Below are 19,868 nucleotides of genomic sequence, written 5' to 3'. Positions count from 1 at the left end.
TTGACCTGTTTGCAAGAGCCCTGCGGCCTCACCGACTGCCTATTTGCAATTGATAATTCCGATTACTCCGCAGCCTCCATTCGACCTGCGATGCGTCGCGATCTGCGCGACAGGTCGCCGTAGTCCTGCTGCCACTCCGTCGGGCCATTCGACGGCGAAACCTGCACCGCCGTGACCTTGTATTCCGGGCAGTTGGTGGCCCAGTCCGAGTAATCGGTGGTGATGACGTTCGCCTGTGTATCGGGATGGTGGAAGGTGGTGTAGACGACACCCGGCGCCACGCGGTCGGTGATCAGAGTCCGCAGCGTCGTATCGCCGGCTCGGCTGGCAAGCTTGATCCAGTCGCCGTCCTTGATCCCGCGCTGCTCGGCATCGTGCGGGTGGATCTCGAGACGGTCCTCCGCATGCCAGACGACGTTTTCCGTCCGTCGCGTCTGCGCGCCGACATTATACTGCGACAGGATACGGCCGGTGGTGAGCAGAAGCGGGAAACGTGGCCCGGTGCGTTCGTCGGTCGCGACATACTCGGTGCGGATGAACTTGCCCTTGCCGCGCACGAAGCCGTCGACATGCATGATCGGCGAACCGAGCGGATGCGCTTCGTTGCAGGGCCACTGCACCGAGCCCATCTCTTCCAGATAGTCGTAGGACACCTTGGCAAAGCTTGGGGTCGTTGCGGCGATCTCGTCCATCACCTGAGACGGATGGGTGTAGTTCCACGGCAATCCCATGGCCTGCGCCAGTTTCTGCGTCACTTCCCAGTCGGCCAAGCCGTTCTTCGGGCTCATCACCTTGCGAACCCGGTTGATGCGCCGCTCCGCATTGGTGAACGTGCCGTCCTTTTCGAGGAAGGTCGAGCCGGGCAGGAAGACATGCGCGTAATTTGCGGTTTCGTTGAGAAACAGGTCGTGCACGACGACGCATTCCATCGCTTCGAGACCGGCGGAGACATGCTTGGTATCCGGGTCGGACTGCAGGATATCCTCGCCCTGGATGTAGATGCCCCGGAACGTGCCTTCGACCGCCGCATCCAGCATATTGGGTATGCGCAGCCCCGGTTCGTTGTTGAGCGTCACGCCCCACAGTTTCTCGAATGTCTCGCGGGTGGCATCGTCGGAGATGTGACGATAGCCTGGCAGTTCGTGCGGGAAGGAGCCCATGTCGCAGGCGCCCTGGACATTGTTCTGGCCCCGCAGCGGATTGACGCCGACGCCGGGCCGACCGAGATTGCCGGTGACCATGGCGAGGTTGGCGATCGCCATCACCGTCGTCGAACCCTGGCTGTGCTCGGTGACGCCGAGGCCGTAATAGATCGAGCCATTGCCGCCGGTCGCAAACAGCCGTGCGGCACCACGCAGCAGATCGGCGGGAACGCCGGTATAGGCCTCCGTCGCTTCCGGGCTATGCGCGTCTTCCGAAACAAACGCCGCCCAATCCTCGAATTCCGACCAGTCGCAGCGCTCGCGGATAAAGGCTTCGGCAAACAGTCCCTCGGTGACGATGACATGCGCCAGCGCCGTCATGACAGCCACATTGGTGCCTGGCTTCAAGGGGAGGTGAAACGCCGCCTCGACATGGGCCGAGCGGACGATATCGGTGCGGCGCGGATCGATGACGATGAGTTTCGCACCCTGCCGCAACCGCTTCTTCAGCCGCGACCCGAATACCGGATGACCGTCGGTCGGGTTGGCGCCGATGATCATGACCACGTCGGTGTGCTCGACGCTGTCGAAATTCTGCGTTCCGGCCGAGGTGCCGAAAGCCTGGCCGAGCCCATAACCGGTCGGCGAATGGCAGACGCGGGCACAGGTATCGACATTGTTGTTGCCGAAACCGGCGCGGATCAGCTTCTGGACGAGGAATGTCTCTTCGTTGGTGCAGCGCGACGAGGTGATGCCACCGATCGATTCGCGGCCATACTGATACTGGATGCGCTGGAACTCGGAGGCGACATGGCTGAACGCTTCTTCCCAGCTGACTTCCCGCCAGGGATCGGAAATCTTCTCGCGGATCATCGGGTTGAGGATGCGGTCCTTGTGGCTCGCATAGCCATAGGCGAACCGTCCCTTGACGCAGGAATGGCCGCGATTGGCCTGGCCGTCCTTCCAGGGTACCATCCGTACCAGTTCTTCGCCGCGCATTTCAGCCTTGAACGAACAGCCGACGCCGCAATAGGCGCAGGTCGTCACCGTCGAATGCTCTGGCTGGCCGATGGCGATCACCGACTTCTCGGTCAGTGTCGCGGTCGGGCATGCCTGCACGCAGGCACCGCAGGAAACGCATTCGGAATCGAGGAAATGTTCGTGCGCACCGGGCGAGACGCGGCTTTCGAAACCGCGGCCCTCGATTGTCAGCGCGAACGTGCCTTGCACCTCCTCGCAGGCGCGCACGCAGCGCGAACAGACGATGCATTTTGAAGGGTCATAGGTGAAGTAAGGGTTCGACTCATCCTTCGGCATCCACTTGGCATTGATGGCGCCGTCGCTACGTGCCCTGACGTGGTTGTCGCCCTCGTAACCGTAGCGCACGTCGCGAAGCCCGACCGCGCCCGCCATGTCCTGCAATTCGCAGTCGCCATTGGCGGCGCAGGTCAGACAGTCGAGCGGATGGTCGGAGATATAGAGCTCCATCACACCCTTGCGGATCTGTTTCAGCCGTTCCGTCTGCGTGTGGACGACGATCCCGGGCGCCACAGGCGTGGTGCAGGAGGCCGGCGTGCCGTTGCGGCCTTCGACCTCGATCAGACAGAGCCGGCACGACCCGAAGGCGTCGACCATATCCGTGGCACAAAGCTTGGGCACCTGGATGCCGGCCTCCATCGAGGCGCGCATGATCGATGTGCCGGCGGGAACGGTGATCTGGCGACCGTCGATAGTCAGCGTCACCTGGGCTTCGGAGCGGGACTTCGGAGTGCCGTAGTCGATTTCATGAACGAGGGACATGATGCGTCTCCTGTTTGAACATGTTGGTGTGGACTGGGCGGTTGGGAGAAAGACCCCCTCTGGCCTGCCGGCCATCTCCCCCACAAGGGGGGAGAACACATGCCGCGCCGACAATGCCCAATAGGGAAGCAAGCCGCGCAGCAGGTTGAGCCCTCCCACCTGTGGGGAGGGCGGCGAGCACAGCGAGCGGCAGGGGCCTTGCTGCCCGCCCTTCGCTATAGCTGCGGGCATTCGTCATTCGAAACGCCAAATCGCTGGCTTTTCGTCTGCTAAGCAGAGCATTCCTCATCATTCCGCCGCCTCCACCATCGGTGCCGGCGCAAAATCCTCCGGAAAATGGTTCATCGCGCTCATGACCGGATAGGGCGTGAAGCCGCCGAGCGCGCAGAGCGAGCCGAACTTCATCGTGTTGCAGAGATCCTCCAGCAGCACCTTGTTCTTGTCAGGCTCGATGCCGGCGCGGATCTTGTCGACCGTCTCGACGCCGCGGGTGGAGCCGATGCGGCAGGGTGTGCACTTGCCGCAGCTTTCGATGGCGCAGAACTCCATTGCGAAACGGGCCTGTTTCAGCATGTCGGCGCTATCATCGAACACCGAGATGCCCGCGTGGCCGATCAGTCCGCCTCTTTCGGCAAAGGCCTCGTAGTCGAAGGGCGTATTGAAAAGTTGCCTAGGGAAGTAAGCGCCGAGCGGACCGCCCACCTGTACCGCCTTGACCGGCCGCCCGGTCGCCGTGCCGCCACCGATATCATCGATGATCTGGCCGAGGGTCAGCCCGAAAGCCGTCTCGAACAGGCCGCCATGCTTGACGTTGCCGGCGATCTGGATCGGGATCGTGCCGCGTGAGCGGCCCATGCCGAAGTCCCTGTAAAATTCGGCGCCGCGCTCCATGATCACAGGCACGGAGGCGAGCGAGATGACGTTGTTGACCACCGTCGGCCGACCGAGAAAGCCCTGCAAAGCCGGCAGCGGCGGTTTTGCCCGGACGACGCCGCGCTTTCCTTCCAGAGAGTTCAAGAGCGACGTCTCCTCGCCGCAGACATAGGCGCCGGCACCGGAGCGGATCTCGATGTCGAAGGCATAGGCCGAGCCCATTACAGAAGGCCCGAGGATGCCAGCAGCGCGGGCGATCTCGACGGCCTCGGTCATCGCAGCAATGGCATGCGGATATTCGGAACGGGTATAGACATAACCCTTCGTGGCGCCGGTCGCGATGCCTGCGATCGCCATGCCCTCGATCAGCACGAAGGGGTCGCCCTCCATGATCATCCGGTCGGCAAACGTGCCGCTGTCGCCCTCGTCGGCATTGCAGACGATGTATTTTTGAGGGCCCGGCGCGTCCATCACCGTCTTCCACTTGATGCCGGTCGGGAAACCGGCGCCGCCGCGGCCGCGAAGACCGCTGTCGGTAACCTTTGCGACGATCTCCGCCTGCGACATCGCGATGGCGTTCCGAAGACCCACAAGTCCGTTGTGCCGCTGGTAATCCTCGAGCGACAGGGGATCGGTGATGCCGCAGCGGGCAAAGGTCAGCCGGGTCTGCTGACGAAGGAAAGGAATTTCCTCCGTCAGCCCGAGACAGAGGTCGTGGCCTCCGCCATCCATCAACCCGGCATCGAACAGACCCGCCACGTCGCCGGTCTTGACCGGACCGTAGGCAACGCGCCCTCTGTCCGTCTCGACCTCGACCAGCGGCTCCAGCCAGACCATGCCGCGCGAGCCGTTGCGCACCAGTCTTGCATCCAACCCGCGGCTTTCGATTTCCTGCGCGATGGCCTTTGCCACCCTGTCTGCGCCAAGCGCCAGAGCTGCGGCATCGCGCGGAACGAAGATCGTAACCGTCATCGCCTTGCCTCCCGTAACATGTCGCCGAGACACTGCTCGTCGACGCGGCCATAGAGTTCGCCGTCCATCATTGCGGCCGGTGCGCAGGCGCAGAGGCCGAGGCAGTAGACCGGCTCCAGCGTCACCGCGCCATCGAGCGTCGTCTGGTGAAAGTCGATCCCGAGAACCTGCCGGAGGCGATCCGCGATATGGTCGCTGCCCATCGACTGGCACGCTTCGGCCCGACAGAGCTTCAGCACGTGCCGACCGGACGGGTGATCGCGGAATTCGTGGTAGAAGGTGACGACGCCGTGCACCTCGGCGCGAGACAGGTTGAGTTCGGTCGCGATCACCTGCTTGACCTCATCCGGCACGTAACCGAACTCCGCCTGAATGGCATGCAGGATGGGCAGCATCGGCCCTTCGAGATGCTTCAGGCTTGCGATAATGCTCAGCGACCGCGCGGTGAACTCACCGGCGGAAATATGCATGTTCATATGAGCGGCCTCCCCGCTGATCCCGCAAGCCGCCCTCCACGACGGCCAACGGGGTCAAAACACGTGCAAGGTGGGCGAACCCAGTTTCACGATGCAGGAAAGTGTCTCATCTCATGATTTTTGGTCAATAGTGCAGAACGGTTACGCAATAGAACAAAGCTATCGCACAACCTGCCGCCATTCGGACGCGTCCGAGTCTTAACTGCAAGACCCGCAACTATAGCGATGCACGAATTCTCAGCAGAAGCCGTTCAGCTTAAGGATCTTGTGCGCCTCGATCGATGCGCGAAGCTCGTCTTCTGATGTTCGGCTGCCCTGGTTTGCATCGGGATGGTGCATCTTGAGGCGCTCCTTGTAGCGGAGCCTGATCTGCGCGGGCGTTGCGTCTTGCGGAAGTCCGAGTGTCTCGAACGCCTTTGCTTCGAGAACCTTGAGCTTTCTTGCCTGCTGTTCCGCCTTTTGCGCCTTGCGCTGCTCCGCGCTCTTTCGCGCGTTGAGCGCCTTTGCCGACCCGGAGCGGGTCGTCAGCGGCATCGGGATCTCGGTCGGCTGCTTGACGCCGGTGCCCAATGTCGAGCGCTGGCCAGCGACCGCTTCCTTCTGGTAGCGGGCGACCACAGGATCCGACTGGGCCGGGGAAAAGTTGTAGCCCTTGTTGTAGTCCTTGATGTGCTCGAGACAGAATAGAAGATACAGGCCTTCGCCGCCCTGGCCGACCGGCGCGCGGTGAGAACCCTTCTTCTCGCAGCCATCCCACTGGCATCTCGGCCCGGATGTGTCGCTCTGCGGCGCAGGCTTTTTGCGGATGGACTTCAGGCCCACAAATATCTTCGAATCGACTGTCATGGGTGTCTATATGGCGGCAACATGCGATGACAGCAAGCGGGGAACCTGCGTTCCACATTTATCCGTGTTTTTCAGAAAACAACTGTGCTTTTAGCGGCGATATCCGGCCTTGGTTACCGAGTGTCGCCGCAGTCATGTCCGGGCGCTTCAAATCAAAACCGGTGAGACGGGGCAGCCAGGTCGACAGCGCCGGAATGAAGGTGATCACAAGCAGGATCACGACATAGGCGATGAGGAACGGTGTCATTTCCCGGGAGATCTCGCTGACCCTGATCCTGACCGCCGCCGAGACGACATAAAGAAGCTGGCCGACGGGTGGGGTGATCAGGCCGATCGTCAGGTTGAGAATGACGATCATCGCGAAATGGATCGGATCGATACCCAGGCTGAAGGCGATGGGAGCCAGAATCGGCACCAGGATCATGACGCCGGGCAGGGGATCCATGAACGTGCCGAACAGAAGCAACAGCACGTTGACAGCGAGGAGGAACATGATCGGGCTGAGGTTCCACGATATGATCAGGTCCGCCATATATTGCGGCACGCCTTCGATGATCAGCACCCAGGCGAATGCGCGCGCGGCAGCAAGGATGAGCAGAATGCCGACGGTGATCATCGCCGAGCGGAAGATGATATCCGGCAGATCCCGCATGTGCAGGGAGCGGTAGATGAACATGCCGCAGAACAGCGAGTAGAATACCGCGATGACGGATGCCTCGGTCGGGGTGAAATACCCGGCGCGGATGCCGCCGACGACGATGACAATCAGGGCAACTGCCGGCATCGCGTAGACCGTCGTCCTTACCATCTCGGCAAGCGTCGGCCGCAGATCCATCGAGCGGTAGTTGCGCTTGCGGGAAATGTAGAAGTTCACCAGGCACATCGCGGCGGAGATCAGGAGACCAGGAATGACGCCCGCAACGAACAGGCCGCCGACCGAAACGCGATTGTCCTGCAGGGCATAGATGATCATGGTGATCGACGGCGGGATGATCGGATCGACGATCGCCACAGCCGCAGCCAAAGCGGATGCGTAGCGCTTCTCGTAACCGCTTTTCTCCATCATCCGGATCGTCATCGCGCCCGGTCCGGCCGCTGCTGCAAGTGCCGAGCCGGAAATGCCGGCAAACAGCGTTGTCGAGATGATGCTGGCATAACCGAGCCCGCCGCGGGCACGGCCGACGAATTGCGCCGCAAGGCGCAGAAGGTGATGGGTAAGCGCACCGCCCGTCATCAGTTCGGCCGCCAGGATAAAGAACGGGACGGCGAGCAGAGGGAAGCTGTCCACCCCTGAGAACATTTCCTTGATCACGACGATCTGCGGATAGCGGCTGCCGAGAATGACGGCGAGCCAGGTCGAAATCGCCAGCGTGAAGGCTATCGGCACGCCGACGGCCATCAGGATGAAAAACGAAACGAAGAGAATGGAAATCATCATGGTCAGGCAGCAACCGGCGGGAGGTCGTCTTCGCCCTGCAGCGCGCTCATGCCGCCGATGACGTAGGTGCGCAGAACCAGGAGAAGATGGATGGTCAAAAGGGTGAAGCCGATCGGGATCGCGAGATAGATATAGCCGAAGGGGATCTGCGTGGACGGCGTCGTCTGCAGCATCGTGCGGCCAACGTAGGTTTTGCCGGCCCAGATCATCACCGCGAAGAACGCGAACATGATGATCGCCGAGATGATGCGAAGGATGCGGGCTTTGCGATCTCCGACCGCGATCTGGACGTTGTCGATCGCCGTCAACGAACCGTGCCTGAGCGTAATGCCGGCTCCGATGAATGTCAGCCAGATCATCAGGTGGCGGGCAACTTCGTCCGACCAGGTGATCGACTGATTGGTGAGAAACCGAAGGCAGACGTTGAGAAACACCAGGATCGCCATCGCAGACAGTATAGCGATCAGCAGCCAGCGATTGAGATCGACGAAAATACGTTCGAATTTCTGCATTGCACCCCCGGCGCTCGAAGCGCCGCCCCTCGGATCGATCCGCTGACGGGCGTCTACCTGAAGAGGGCGCCCGTCGAAGTGTTGACGCGCTTATTTCGTGGCGATGATCTGGTCGACAAGTTCCTTGGTATAGGTCTTGTAGTAACCGTCATAGGCGGACTGGATCGACTTCTGGAACGCGGCCTTCTGCTCGTCACTGAGCACGTTGACCTGCATGCCTGAAGCCTTCGCCTTTTCCACGCCGTTCTTTTCGGAGGCGTCGACAAAGGCGCGCATGGCTTCTTTGCCCTTCAGCGCGCCGTCCGCGAAGATCTTCTGTTCGTCCTCGGAAAGGCTTTCCCAGAACGATGGCGCCACGATCAGCATTGCCGGCGAATAGACGTGTCCGGACACCGTCAGATACTTCTGAACTTCCCAGAGCTTGGCGGAGACGATGACCGAAAGCGGGTTTTCCTGTCCGTCGATCGCGCCCTGCTGCAGGGCTGGAATGACTTCCGGCCAGGACATTGGCGTCGGTGCGGCACCAGCCGTCTTGAAGGCCGCGATATGGACCGGATTTTCCATGGTGCGGATCTTCAGCCCGGCCAGATCCTCCGGCTTTTCGATCGGCTGGCGGTTGTTGGTGATGTGGCGAAAGCCCTGCTCGCCCCAGGCAAGGGCGATCAGCTCGCGATCGCGGAACTTTTCAAGGATGCCTTCACCGATCGGTCCGTCCAGCACGGCGCGCGCATGCGTCAGGTCGCGAAACAGGAACGGAATATCAGTGACGCCAATCTCGGGTACGAAGTTGGAAAGTGCCCCGGAGGAGACCACGACGGCCTGGACGCCGGTTCCAAGCTGCAGGCCTTCGATGACTTCGCGCTCGCCACCCTGTGCGGAGGACGGGAAATGCGTGAACTTGAATTTGCCCTGGCTGGTTTCGGTAACGTATTTGTCCCAGCCATCGGCGGCGGCACCGTAATGGGAATCGCGCGCCAGCGCGTAGGCGATCTTCACCTCGGTTGCCTGTGCCAAGGCACCGGTTGCCCAGGTCGCTGCAAGGGTGGCAGCCGCAACGGCGCCAGCAAAAGTCCGTCTGTTCAACGCATGAAACACGTGTTTTCCTCCCGTAGAGCGCGTCGTCCTCATCCGCGCATGTGGACGACCTCCATCCGCGAAAACCTGATAGACGTCAAGTTCATCCAAGGCCGATAAAAGAGCCTCGCCGGGGGTATTTCGGTTGCAGTCTGATCGACGGCTGATGTCTGTGGTGGAAAAGACGCATCGCCTGCTTTCAGGCTCTGCAAGACGCAGGCTTTGGTCGAGGCGCACGACTTCGCCTCGACCGTCCGAAATCAAGGGCCTTCGCAGATCGGCGCCTGGCCGGTGATCGTCTCGCCCACTTCCACGGCGTAGGCGCGCAGGCCATGTCCATCGAGGTTGATGATCCGGTAGCAGGGATTGCCGCCCGTCCAGAACGGCATCGGATTGGCAAGGTCTGTCACGAATCGATGGGCGCAGGCCTGACCGGAGCTGTAGGCGATGCCCTCGGCGCTCGTTCCCGACATCGGAACATGGATATGGCCGAACACGATATGACGGATGCCCGCTTTGTGGCCGGCAAGCCGGCGCATGATCCGCCCGTCGTCATGCATGCCGATGTGGTCGAAATGGGCAATGCCGCAGTCGATCGGCGGGTGGTGGATAAAGACCGTCACCGGGTGCTTGCCGGCAGTTTCGAGCGCCTCATCCAAAAACGCCATCCGTTCTTCGCCAAAGATACCGCCGATGACACCCGCCTCATGGCTGTCGAGAAAGACAAGCCTTCCGAACTCCGTATCGAGGAAGGACTGGACATATCCGTTTGCATCGAGGGGATGGGCAGGGAAGGCCGCCCTGAAATTCGGCCGGTCGTCATGGTTGCCGAGCATCAGGCGCACTTCGAACGGCACGGGCGCCAGGATATCCTTGAGGATGTCGTAGGCTTCGGGATCACCGTGATTGCAAAGGTCGCCGGTCATCACCAACAGGTCCGCATCGGCATGCTTCTCGAGAATATCAGCCACGGCAGCGCGCAGCTGTTTCTCGGGGTCGACACCGTTCACGGACTGGCCTGACAGCATCAGGTGCGTATCGGTGATCTGCAGAATTTTCATCGTCGTTCTCTCAAGAATGAATAGGCCGCGGAGAGGCTCCCCGCGGCCGTAGGCATTGGTCAGTAATTACTTCATCAACGCGTTGGTCTGCTCGACGATCTGCTTCAGACCGGCCTCAGGCGTGACTTCGCCGCGCATGACGGTGCCGATGATGTCGCGCTGGGTGCGCCAGATGCGCACGGAATCGCCACCCGGATAACCGGCCCACGGCAGCGAGCGCTCAGCCTGGAGCGAAGCGGTTTTGACGTTCGGATGCTCGGCATAGTAGGGCGCCAGGAATTCCGGACCGGTGGCCAGCTTGTTGGTCGGCAGGTAGCCGGTGATGCGAACGATGACGTTCTGCGCTTCCGGACCTGTCACCCACTTCATATACTTCCAGGCTGCGTCCTGCTTTTCCTTGTCCTGGGTCAGCATCACGGCCGAGTTTCCGCCGGTCGGTACGCCGCCCTTTTCAGGGTTATCCAGCGGGAAGGTCGAGGTCACCAGCTTGAAGCGGTCACCGACCAAGGCTTCGATCGTCTGCACATGGGCAGGCGTCGAGAAGATAAAGCCGGTGAGGCCTGCACCGAACTGCTGACGCGACTGGTCCCAGTCAAGCAGGTTCTGGCCGCCTTCGGTGACGAAGCGACGGGCGAGCTTCAGAGCGTTGAGGCCGATCTCGTTGTCGAAGCCGACGGTCTTGGTGGTCTCGTCGACCAGCTTGCCGCCCTGATTGGTGATAAGAGCCTGCCACAACCAGTCATCCGGCCACAGGTTGATATCGTAACCCATGCCGGACACCTTGGCGTCCTGTGCGTGGATCTTGTTCGCAAGCTGGATCAGGCCGTCGAACGTCTTCGGCATGTTTTCCGGATCGCCGCCGGCCTTACGGACCAGTTCGGCGTTGACATAGATGATCGGCGAAGAGGCGTTGACGGGCAGGCCGTACTGCTTGCCGTCGACCATGCCCAGCGCAGACATCTTCGGCGAATAGTTCTTGTCTAGGAAGGCCTGGCCGCCGTCCTTTTCGATGAACGGCGCGAGATCGGTGATCTGCTTGCGCGGTGCAAGTGTATGGACCAGTTCCGCCGTCAGATTGTAGCCGGAGAAATAGACGTCCGGCAGGTTGCCGGTGACGGCTGCGCGCAGAACCTGCTGCTGGCCATCATTATAGCCAGGCGCTGGCGCCAGGAAGTTGATCTTGATGTCCGGATTGTTCTTCATGAACTCATCGGCCAGCGGCTGATGAAATTTGGTGAAGCCCGGCAGGTTGTAGAGAATGTTGAGGGTGACATCCGCTGCAAAGCTCTGCGCGGAAAATCCGGTCAGAGCGAGGCCGAGTGCCAGGCCGCCGAGAGCGGTCCGTCGTTTCATTTTCATTGTCGTCTCCGAAGAGTTCGGTTGAGGGAGGAAGGCTAAGGCTAGAGCAGTTACTTCACGCCAGTCATGGTGATGCCGGCGATGAAATGTTTTCTGGCAAGAAGAAAGCAGACAACCATGGGGGCGGTGATGATCGTCGCGCCCGCCATCAGTGCGCCGTAGTTCGCACCGGATTCGACGTCTGCGAAGAACAGCATGCCGAGCGGCGGCGGCGCCAGATTGGTGTCGGTGACAACGATCATCGGCCAGTAGAGGTCGTTCCAGTGGGCGACCAGCGAGAACACCGAGAAGGCCGCAAGCGAAGGCAGAGAGCCGCGCAGCACCAGCCGGAAGCAGATCTCGAGTTCCGAAAATCCGTCCATGCGCGCAGCTTCGATGATCTCGTCGGGATAGCTGCGGAACGACTGGTTGAAGAGGAAGATCGCAAAGACCGAAAGAAGAAACGGCATCATCATCGCGAAATAGGTGTTGAGCAGCTGCGCTTTCGCGAGCCCCACGAAGAGGGGCAATGCCAGCGCCTGAATCGGCACGGTCAGTGCGGCAATGACGAGCGTCAGCAGCAGTTTGCGTCCGGGAAAGCGGAGTTTCGCGAGCGCGTAGGCAGCGGGAACCGCTGTTAGCACCTGCACGAACAGGATGCCGAAGCAGACGATCACGCCGTTCATCATGAAGCGGAGCATCGGAACCTGACTGGCGGCCCGCGAATAGTTGTCGAGGGCTGCAAATTTCTCCGGGATCGGCCAGAGCGATACGCTGAAGATCTCGGCGGGCGAACGGATGGAGGTCAGAAACATCCAGTAGAACGGCAGCAGCATTACGAAGGCCCCGGCGGCCAGGACGACATGCGGCATGTATTTGCGAAGCGCGACCATCAGTAATGTACCTTCCGGTCCATATGCACCGTCTGGCCAATCGAGAGCACTAGCACGATGGCAAGGAAAATCAGGGTGAGGGCGGCCGCATAGCCGGTGTTGGAATATTCGAAGCCTTCGAGATAGAGCGCGAACAGCAGCACTTCCGAGCCCGAGCGACCCTTGGTCAGAACCGCGACGGTTTCGAACACCTTGAACGCGGAGATCGACGTGGTGACGATGACGAACATCATCGTCGGCCCCAGCATCGGCAATGTGACTGTCAGGAAGCGGTCGATCGGGTTCTTCGCGCCGTCGAGCCGGACGGCCTCGTGCAGATCCTTCGGGATCGCGGTCAGACCGGCCAGAAAGAGCACCATGTTGAAGCCCAGCACCTGCCAGATGCCGATGATCGCCATGGTCGGGATCAGCAGCGACGGGTTGGACAGAAAGCCGACCGGCTCGAAGCCGAACCACTTGATCGCCGCATTGACCGGCCCGAGCGAGGGATGCAGCAGGAACTGGAACACCGTTGCCATGGCCACGAGCGTTGCCGTCACCGGCAGAAAATAGGCGATCTCCCAGAAGCCGCGGCTGCGCTTGCGGTTATAGACGAGAAGTGCCACCCCGAGCGCCAGGACGACACCCGCCGGAATGACGATGAGCGCGTAAAGCACTGTGTTCCACAATGCCCGCAGGAATACCGGATCGCTGAACGCCTTGCGAAAGTTGTCGAGGCCGATGAAGCTCGTCGAGAGCGCGCCGAGCTGATAGTCCGTGACCGAGAAGACGGCGAGAACGACCATCGGAATGATGTAGATGGCGAGCATCAGCAGCACTGCCGGAGCCACGAAGAAAAGCCCCCGGCGCGCCATGCGGCGTGCAGTCAATGACTTGCGTGGTCGGGCCGCGGACATCGTCTCGGCCGTCGATGCGACGATACTCACGCCGGCACCTGTTCGAGAACGGTGATGTCGCGACGCTTCTCGTCGGACCCGAAAAGATGGACGCCTTCCTTTGAAAACGCCAGCCGAACATTGCCATCCGCATCCGCGCCAAGATCGTCACCGACCCGCTGCCGCATGACGATGGAAATGGAAGGATCGCAGGTGAGATTGAAGGTGACGAAACGGTCTGCGCCCTGCGTTTCAGTCCGCACGAGGCTTGCCTCGATGCCATCAGCTGCGGGAAAAACGTCTTCGGCGCGGATGCCGAGTGTCGCAGGTCCCGGCCATGCATTTCGTGCGGTGATGCCAAGCTTTTGTCCAAACAGAACGATCTCTCCGGATGCGTCCAGCTCGACGGGCAGGAGATTGATCGATGGCGATCCGATGAAACGCGCCACGGTCAAGGTCGATGGGCGCCGGTAAAGTTCATCCGGCGTGCCGAGCTGCTCGATGCGACCTTCCGACATCAGGGCGATGCGGTCCGACATGGTCATCGCTTCGATCTGGTCATGGGTGACATAGATGAAGGTGGCGCCAAGGCGGCTGTGCAGGTTGGTGAGTTCGCCCCGCATATGAGCCCGCAATTTTGCGTCGAGGTTGGACAGCGGCTCATCCATCAGGAAGGCAGAGGGCGAACGGACCAGGGCGCGGGCAAGCGCCACGCGCTGACGCTGACCACCGGAAAGCTGCGCCGGCCTGCGATCGAGCAGGTGGCCGATCTGCAGCACGTCGGCTGCTTCTTTCACCGAAGCGTCGATCTCGCGGAGCGTTTCGGCATTCGCGATCATGCGCCCGATCAGCGGCAACCTCGACCAGACCGAAAGGCGGCGCATGCGCAGCGGCGTCGCGATATTGTCGCGCACGGTCATATGAGGATAGAGCGCGTAGGACTGGAAGACCATCGCCAGATTGCGGTCGGACGGATCCACATCGGTGACGTCGCGGCTGCCGATCGACACCGTTCCGCGATCCGCGGTCTCAAGGCCTGCGATGATCCGGAGCAACGTGGATTTGCCGCAGCCGGACATGCCCACGAGCGATAGAAACTCGCCAGGACGGATGGATAGGTCGATGCTCTTCAGGACGTCGTCGGCCCCGAAGCCTTTCCCGATGCTGGCAATGTTAAGCGATTGAGGCTGCATTCTGAGCTCCTTTTCGAAGGGGCTATGCAGCCGCGACATGACGGTGTTGCGACAGTTTTGAGAAGGTTATGTAACGGAGGAGGAGGGTGGGACGTGGACTGTTGGGTGCTACGCCTGCCCCTCAGGGTCGACGGCGGTTAGAGACCTCGCCGGTCATTCGTTCAGCTGCCCTCATCCGGAATGTTCAACACCTCTCCACAGGCCTTGCAATGCACCGCGTCTGCGTCATGGCGTTGCAGAGCGCAGCGCGGGCAGGGAAACGTGACCTTGTGCGGCCTGACGATCGCCTGCGCCAGCCGGACGAACAGCGAGATGCCGATGATCATGGTGAAGACGGATGTCAGCTTGCCGACCGTCCCCGGAAGCGTGATATCTCCGAAACCGGTCGTGGTGACCGTTGCCACCGTGAAGTAGAGCGCGTCGATGAAACCTTCGCTTCCGTCACGATTGTAGAAGAACGTGGTGTAAACGAACCCGGTCATCAGAAACAGGAACACCAGGAAGTTCAGCACGGCGCGCACGACGTCCAGATAGGACACGCAGCCTGCACGCCGCAGAACCTCCTTCAGCAAGGGGCTTTGTCCGATGGCCCAAAGGCGCATGACGCGAAGAAAGGCAAAGTTGAACAGCGCGTCGGGGAAAAGCAGCGTCACCAGGAGGACGAGATCGATCCAGGTCAACGGCCTTGCGAGCCAGTGTCGCAGTGACGGCGCTGCGACGGCGCGGACCATGAGCTCCAAGCCGATCCAGGCTGCGATGATGTAATCGACGATCAGATAGGACGGGCTGGACCGAAGATACGGGCCGAGCAGGAAGAATGCCAGGATCGCCAGATCGACGACCGCAAATGCAGCCTGCATGGCGATGGCGTTCCGACCCGTAGGGCGCTCGAGCAACCGCACGCAGTCCCTGAACTTGATCCGGTCGCTTCTTTTTTCGACAATTTTCATGAGGTCCAGATAGATCGAAAGGAGATGTCATCAAGCGTACGCACAGAAACAGGTTGCTGACCGCGCCAGCAGCAAATAGCGGAGCCCTTGCTCAACCGGTTTTCAGGACAGCGATGAGTGCCCGCAACGCTGGCGGGGATTGTCGGCGGCTCGGGTGATAAAGATGAAAGCCTGGGAATTTGGGGCACCAGTCGGCGAGGACCTGGATGAGCTTGCCCGACGCAATATCCTCCGCCACGTCATGCTCCATGATGTAACCAAGTCCGGCGCCCGCTCGTACGGCGGCAGCCGGAAGATCGCCGTCGTTGGCGACCAGAGGCCCGCGGGTGCGGATCTTGATTTCCTTGTCACCCATCTGGAATTCCCACGGAAGAAGTCCGCCCGATGTCTTCAGCCGATAGCCGATGCAGGCGTGACGGTCGAGATCATAGGGTGTCAGGGGAGGCGGGTATCTCTCGAAATAGGAGGGCGTGCCGACGACCACCGTCCTCAAGTCCGGGCCGATCTTGACCGCGATCATGTCCTTGTCGACCGTTTCTCCCAGCCGGATGCCGGCATCGAAACCAGCCGCGACGATGTCGGTCAAGCCATCATCGATGTTGACCTCCACGCGCACATCCGGGTTGGCAAGCAGGAAACCCGGCAGTTTCGGGAGGAGAACGATCCTGGCCGCATAGGCAAAGGTGGTGATCCGCACTGTACCAGACGGGTTGTCGCGCCACTCAGCCATTGACTGCAGGCCGTCTTCGATTTCAGCCAGCGCTGGGTTCAGTGATCGAAGCAACCGCTCGCCCGCTTCCGTCGGAGACACGCTGCGTGTCGTGCGCGCCAGAAGCCGAACGCCCAGCCTTTCTTCCAGCCCGCGCATCGCATGGCTGAGTGCCGATGGCGACATGGCGAGGATCGCGGCCGCCCGGGTAAAGCTGCACTCTCGTGCGACCGTCGCGAACGCCACGAGATCATTGAGGTGGTTGCGCTCCATTGCTGCAAGCTGCTCACAAGTTCATGCCGCCCGCAACCTCTAATCGGCAGGAGCAGGTGTTGCTAGGTTCTTCGTCATCACCAGCATGGAGAAGACGCATGGATCTCACGCATTACCGCACACTCGGCAAATCCGGACTGATCGTCAGCCCGCTCGCGCTCGGAACGATGACGTTCGGCGCCGGTCGGTGGGGCGCCGGTGAAAAGACGTCGCGTGATTTGTTCGATACCTATACCGACGCTGGCGGCAACTTCGTCGATACCGCCGACATCTATTCGGGCGGCGAAAGCGAAACCATGCTCGGCACTTTCATGAAGGACAAAGGCAACCGGGATCGTCTGGTGATCGCCACCAAGTCCGGTTTTTCCCGCGCGCGGGGCACGCCGCTCTGGGGTGGGAATGGCGCGAAAAACATCCGGCTCGGGATGGAGGGTTCGCTGCGGCGGATGAAAACCGATTATATCGACATGTACTGGATCCATGTCTGGGATCGTACGACGCCCGCCGAGGAGGTGCTGCAGACCCTGGCGGACGCGGTGCACGCCGGAAAGATCCTGCATTACGGCTTTTCCAACACGCCGGCCTGGTATGTCGCCAAGATCGCAACACTTGCGGAAGCGCACGGCCTTCCGAAGCCGATCGGCCTGCAGTACAGTTATTCGCTCATCGACAGAGGCGTCGAGCTCGATGTTATCCCGGCAGGTGCCGAGTTCGGCTTGGGGCTCGTTCCCTGGAGCCCGCTCGCTGCCGGCTTGCTGTCCGGCAAGTATGGTCGCGACAAGATTGCCGATGCGGGGCGCGCCACAGCGATGCCCGATAGCGGTGCACCGACGAGCGAGGGAGACAGCGACGGCCGGTTAAACGGGGACAATCCGTTTGGGGGCATGTTGTTTACCGAGCGCAACTTCGACGTGGTCGACGTGGTGAAGACGGTCGCAGACGAGATCGGCCGTTCCCCGGCGGAAGTTGCGCTTGCCTGGGTTGTCAACCGACCCGGCGTGTCCTCGGTTCTGATCGGTGCGAGCCGCGTCGCCCAACTCTTGGAGAACGTCGCGTCGCTCGGGATCACACTGAGTGATGATCATTTGCAACGGCTGGAACAGGCAACGATGTTGCCGCTTATCAATCCTTATTTCATCTTCCAAATCCCACGGGAAACATTGTTCGGCGGTCAGGCGGTTCAACCCTTCGCACCGTCCTGACGGGCAGGGCTCTCGCCGAGGGGCTTTATCGTTGTCGGACGGGATATCGAGCGGGCTGATCCCCTTGCCCTCAGATTGCGTGCGGTATTTGCGCGAAAACAACCGGTCGGTTCTTGCCGACCGGGAGGCTGCTGCTAAGCTTCGGGCAAGTGTGCGCAGAGCGGATCGATACCGCGCACCGATCGGCATCAATCGGGAGTTCGAAATAACAGCATGGCGCGTCGCGACAAACTCAAGCTTGGCACATTCGTCTATACCTTCGGCTTTCATCCCGCTTCATGGCTGCATCCTGATAGCGATGTGAACGGCGCCAATGATTTCGCTCATCTCCTGAACGTCGCGAAACAGTCCGAGGCGGCCAAGTTCGATTTCATGTTCATGGCGGACTCTCCCGCGGCCGCTGTCGGCGATCCGGCAGCGCTGGCGCGACAGCCGACCAAGATGAACCGTTTCGAGCCGCTTTCGCTTCTCTCGGCGCTCGCGGTTTCCACCGAAAAGCTCGGTCTGGTCGCGACCGTTTCGACCAGTTATTACGAACCCTACAACGTCGCGCGCATCTTTGCCTCGATCGATCATTTGAGCGGCGGCCGCGCCTGCTGGAATGTCGTGACATCAGATCACAACGAGACGGGCTATAACTTCAACCGCGACGGACTCGATCCCCACGCCCTGCGCTACGAGCGGGGTGCGGAATTCGTCGATGTCGTTTTCGGTCTGTGGGACAGTTTCGAGGCGGACGCGCTCAAGCTCGATCGCGAGACCGGGATCTATTATGACAAGGATAAGCTGCATACGCTCAACCATGTGGGCAAGCATTTTCAGGTCCGGGGTCCCCTCAATATCGCCCGGTCGCCCCAGGGCCGCCCGGTGATTGCTCAGGCCGGTGGGTCGGAGCCCGGCATGGATCTTGCCGCGCGCACCTCGGAGATCGTCTTTAGTCTCGCCTCCAACATCGATCGCAACCGGGCCTTCTATAAGAACGTCAAGGATCGCATGCCCGCATACGGTCGGGATCCTGACGATCTCAAGATCATGCCGGGCATTGTCATCAACGTCGGAGAGACCGAAGCCGAAGCGCAGGCCAAGGTCGATTTCATGATCGACAAGCTGCATCCCGATGTCGGTCGGCTGATGCTGTCGGAATTTCTTGAGGCGGATCTCGCAGGCGTTCCTCTCGACCAGCCGTTCCCCATGGACCGTCTGCCCGAGACGCCACGCGGTTCTCGGGCGCTGTTCGACGAGCTTGTGGATTTCGTCAAAAGCGGCCGGACGGTCGGCGAGCTGATCCGTCACTATGCGGAAAAGCACACCGGCAATGGTATCACCGGGACGCCCACCCAGATTGCCGACTTCATGGAGGAATGGTTCGAGACCCGGGCAGCCGACGGCTTTATCCTGATGTTCCCGACCCTGCCGTCCAGCCTCGATGATTTCGTCAGACTGGTGCTCCCGGAACTGCGCCGCCGCGGTCTCTTCCGTGACGAGTACGAAGGAAGGACGCTGCGCGAGAACCTTGGTCTCTCGATGCCGGTCAATCGCTTCACGTCAGTGCGTGAACCGGGAACATGAGCACACTGAGATATGCCAAGTTTAGTGTGTTCTCGATTTTAATCATGAAAATCAACAACTTACCGTTTTCTTGAAGTTTTTGCGACGACCCCTGTTGACTTGTTCTGGGCCTCGGATCTATAACCCGCTCACTGAACGAGGGCGGCGGCGCTGCTAGCGACGGACTTCTTCGTTTCGGTGAAAACCTTAAAAGATTGGCGGATGCTGATTGGGGCCGGGTTACGGTTTGGCTCTTGGGTTTTTGACGTTTTAGCCTTTTGGGGCGGGAGCGTCGGTTCTTTGACAATTGAATATGAGAAGAAAGAGAAACGTGGTCGGCGGTCTCGCAGGATGGGCTTAGGTCCATCTGTTAGAAGACAAATGACGGTCACGTTTTGATATGAGAACACCAGATTGGTTTTCGCAGTGATGCGGGAATTGATTGAGAGAGTTCTCGTCAATTCAGAACATAAAGTGATTAGTCATGATTGAATTCTCAACTTGAGAGTTTGATCCTGGCTCAGAACGAACGCTGGCGGCAGGCTTAACACATGCAAGTCGAACGCTCCGCAAGGAGAGTGGCAGACGGGTGAGTAACACGTGGGAACGTACCCTTTACTACGGAACAACTCCGGGAAACTGGAGCTAATACCGTATGTGCCCTTCGGGGGAAAGATTTATCGGTAAAGGATC

Annotated in this window: 16 protein-coding genes and 1 rRNA gene; 3 read left to right on the top strand and 14 right to left on the bottom strand. The window is 60.5% G+C overall.

What is annotated here, in order from left to right; genetic code table 11:
• Window positions 1-62: 62 nt before the first annotated feature.
• From fdhF to BLW69_RS18765, 14 genes are all read right to left on the bottom strand, one after another.
• Window positions 63-2,942, bottom strand: coding sequence for a formate dehydrogenase subunit alpha (gene fdhF, locus BLW69_RS18830; RefSeq protein WP_092664166.1), 2,880 nt, complete (start codon window positions 2,940-2,942; stop codon window positions 63-65).
• Between the two features lie 288 nt (window positions 2,943-3,230).
• Window positions 3,231-4,787 carry a formate dehydrogenase beta subunit gene (locus BLW69_RS18825; RefSeq protein ID WP_092664164.1) on the bottom strand — a complete coding sequence of 519 codons (1,557 nt, stop codon included), beginning with the start codon at window positions 4,785-4,787 and terminating at the stop codon, window positions 3,231-3,233.
• The gene (locus tag BLW69_RS18820) at window positions 4,784-5,263 is read right to left on the bottom strand and encodes a formate dehydrogenase subunit gamma (protein WP_092664163.1); all 480 of its coding nucleotides are present in this window, start codon (window positions 5,261-5,263) and stop codon (window positions 4,784-4,786) included. The genes BLW69_RS18825 and BLW69_RS18820 overlap by 4 nt, the downstream gene beginning before the upstream one ends.
• A gap of 237 nt (window positions 5,264-5,500) precedes the next feature.
• Window positions 5,501-6,109, bottom strand: a complete 609-nt coding sequence (locus tag BLW69_RS18815) for a J domain-containing protein (RefSeq protein WP_062459068.1) — start codon at window positions 6,107-6,109, stop codon at window positions 5,501-5,503.
• A gap of 58 nt (window positions 6,110-6,167) precedes the next feature.
• Complete coding sequence (locus BLW69_RS18810) at window positions 6,168-7,547, bottom strand: TRAP transporter large permease (protein ID WP_244508888.1); 1,380 nt, start codon at window positions 7,545-7,547, stop codon at window positions 6,168-6,170.
• A gap of 2 nt (window positions 7,548-7,549) precedes the next feature.
• Window positions 7,550-8,059, bottom strand: coding sequence for a TRAP transporter small permease (locus tag BLW69_RS18805; RefSeq protein ID WP_062459070.1), 510 nt, complete (start codon window positions 8,057-8,059; stop codon window positions 7,550-7,552).
• 90 nt (window positions 8,060-8,149) lie between these two features.
• Complete coding sequence (locus BLW69_RS18800; protein WP_244508887.1) at window positions 8,150-9,154, bottom strand: TRAP transporter substrate-binding protein; 1,005 nt, start codon at window positions 9,152-9,154, stop codon at window positions 8,150-8,152.
• 239 nt (window positions 9,155-9,393) lie between these two features.
• Complete coding sequence (locus BLW69_RS18795) at window positions 9,394-10,194, bottom strand: phosphodiesterase (protein WP_092664161.1); 801 nt, start codon at window positions 10,192-10,194, stop codon at window positions 9,394-9,396.
• Window positions 10,195-10,260: 66 nt separating this feature from the next.
• The gene (locus tag BLW69_RS18790; protein WP_092664159.1) at window positions 10,261-11,553 is read right to left on the bottom strand and encodes an ABC transporter substrate-binding protein; all 1,293 of its coding nucleotides are present in this window, start codon (window positions 11,551-11,553) and stop codon (window positions 10,261-10,263) included.
• 50 nt (window positions 11,554-11,603) lie between these two features.
• The gene (locus BLW69_RS18785; RefSeq protein ID WP_092664157.1) at window positions 11,604-12,425 is read right to left on the bottom strand and encodes a carbohydrate ABC transporter permease; all 822 of its coding nucleotides are present in this window, start codon (window positions 12,423-12,425) and stop codon (window positions 11,604-11,606) included.
• Complete coding sequence (locus BLW69_RS18780) at window positions 12,425-13,321, bottom strand: ABC transporter permease subunit (RefSeq protein WP_092664597.1); 897 nt, start codon at window positions 13,319-13,321, stop codon at window positions 12,425-12,427. The genes BLW69_RS18785 and BLW69_RS18780 overlap by 1 nt, the downstream gene beginning before the upstream one ends.
• A 26-nt stretch (window positions 13,322-13,347) precedes the next feature.
• Window positions 13,348-14,493 (bottom strand): ABC transporter ATP-binding protein, encoded by a 1,146-nt coding sequence (locus BLW69_RS18775; protein ID WP_092664594.1) that lies wholly within the window; start codon window positions 14,491-14,493, stop codon window positions 13,348-13,350.
• A 161-nt stretch (window positions 14,494-14,654) separates the two neighbouring features.
• Window positions 14,655-15,443: a potassium channel family protein gene (locus tag BLW69_RS18770; RefSeq protein ID WP_062463298.1), complete on the bottom strand. Its 789-nt coding sequence runs from the start codon at window positions 15,441-15,443 to the stop codon at window positions 14,655-14,657.
• A 91-nt stretch (window positions 15,444-15,534) separates the two neighbouring features.
• Complete coding sequence (locus BLW69_RS18765; RefSeq protein ID WP_092664155.1) at window positions 15,535-16,425, bottom strand: LysR family transcriptional regulator; 891 nt, start codon at window positions 16,423-16,425, stop codon at window positions 15,535-15,537.
• Window positions 16,426-16,523: 98 nt separating this feature from the next.
• Here BLW69_RS18765 and BLW69_RS18760 point away from each other — a divergent pair, with 98 nt between their 5' ends.
• The 3 genes from BLW69_RS18760 to BLW69_RS18750 all read left to right on the top strand — a co-directional run.
• Window positions 16,524-17,627 (top strand): aldo/keto reductase, encoded by a 1,104-nt coding sequence (locus BLW69_RS18760; protein WP_092664153.1) that lies wholly within the window; start codon window positions 16,524-16,526, stop codon window positions 17,625-17,627.
• A gap of 213 nt (window positions 17,628-17,840) precedes the next feature.
• Window positions 17,841-19,196: an LLM class flavin-dependent oxidoreductase gene (locus tag BLW69_RS18755; RefSeq protein WP_092664151.1), complete on the top strand. Its 1,356-nt coding sequence runs from the start codon at window positions 17,841-17,843 to the stop codon at window positions 19,194-19,196.
• Between the two features lie 476 nt (window positions 19,197-19,672).
• Window positions 19,673-19,868: ribosomal RNA gene (locus BLW69_RS18750) — 16S ribosomal RNA — on the top strand; the annotation flags it as partial.

The sequence above is a fragment of the Rhizobium sp. NFR12 genome (assembly GCF_900108545.1).
In the GTDB taxonomy this organism is placed as follows: Bacteria; Pseudomonadota; Alphaproteobacteria; order Rhizobiales; family Rhizobiaceae; genus Neorhizobium; species Neorhizobium soli.
Note: the sequence above shows the minus strand (reverse complement) of the source record. Positions and strands in the feature narration are given on the sequence as shown.